General features: G+C 35.9%; 1 protein-coding gene. It reads left to right on the forward strand.

Annotated elements, in window-relative coordinates:
- Window positions 1-421, forward strand: a 421-nt coding sequence (locus DMB44_RS09175) for an RNA-guided endonuclease TnpB family protein (RefSeq protein ID WP_161952135.1), incomplete at both ends; no start/stop codon positions are given.

The raw sequence follows: 421 nt of genomic DNA on the forward strand, positions 1-421 counted from the left end.
ATAGAGAATCCAGGATTCATAAAGAAGGTAGAGAAAAGAATAAAGCGTCTTCAAAAACAGCTATCGAAAAAGGAGAATGGATCGAAGAATAGAAGGAAGCATATACTTAAATTACAGAAGGAGTACATGAAGCTGAGAAACATGCGTGAAGACTTCGATGATAAAATATCTACTGCGATAGCCAAGCAGTACGATACCATCATCATCGAAGATCTGAACGTAAAAGGAATGATGCAGAACCATCATATATCGAAGAGTCTAAGTGATGTTTCTTTCTATTCCTTCAAGCAGAAACTGGAATGGAAAGCAGAAAAATATGGAAAGAATATAATAGAGATAGGAAGGTTCGATCCATCATCTAAGATATGTTCATCATGCGGTAACATAAAGCATGATCTGAAGTTATCAGATCGCATATATC

Origin of the sequence: Thermoplasma sp. Kam2015 (assembly GCF_003205235.1) — an archaeon.
Classification (GTDB): Archaea; Thermoplasmatota; Thermoplasmata; order Thermoplasmatales; family Thermoplasmataceae; genus Thermoplasma.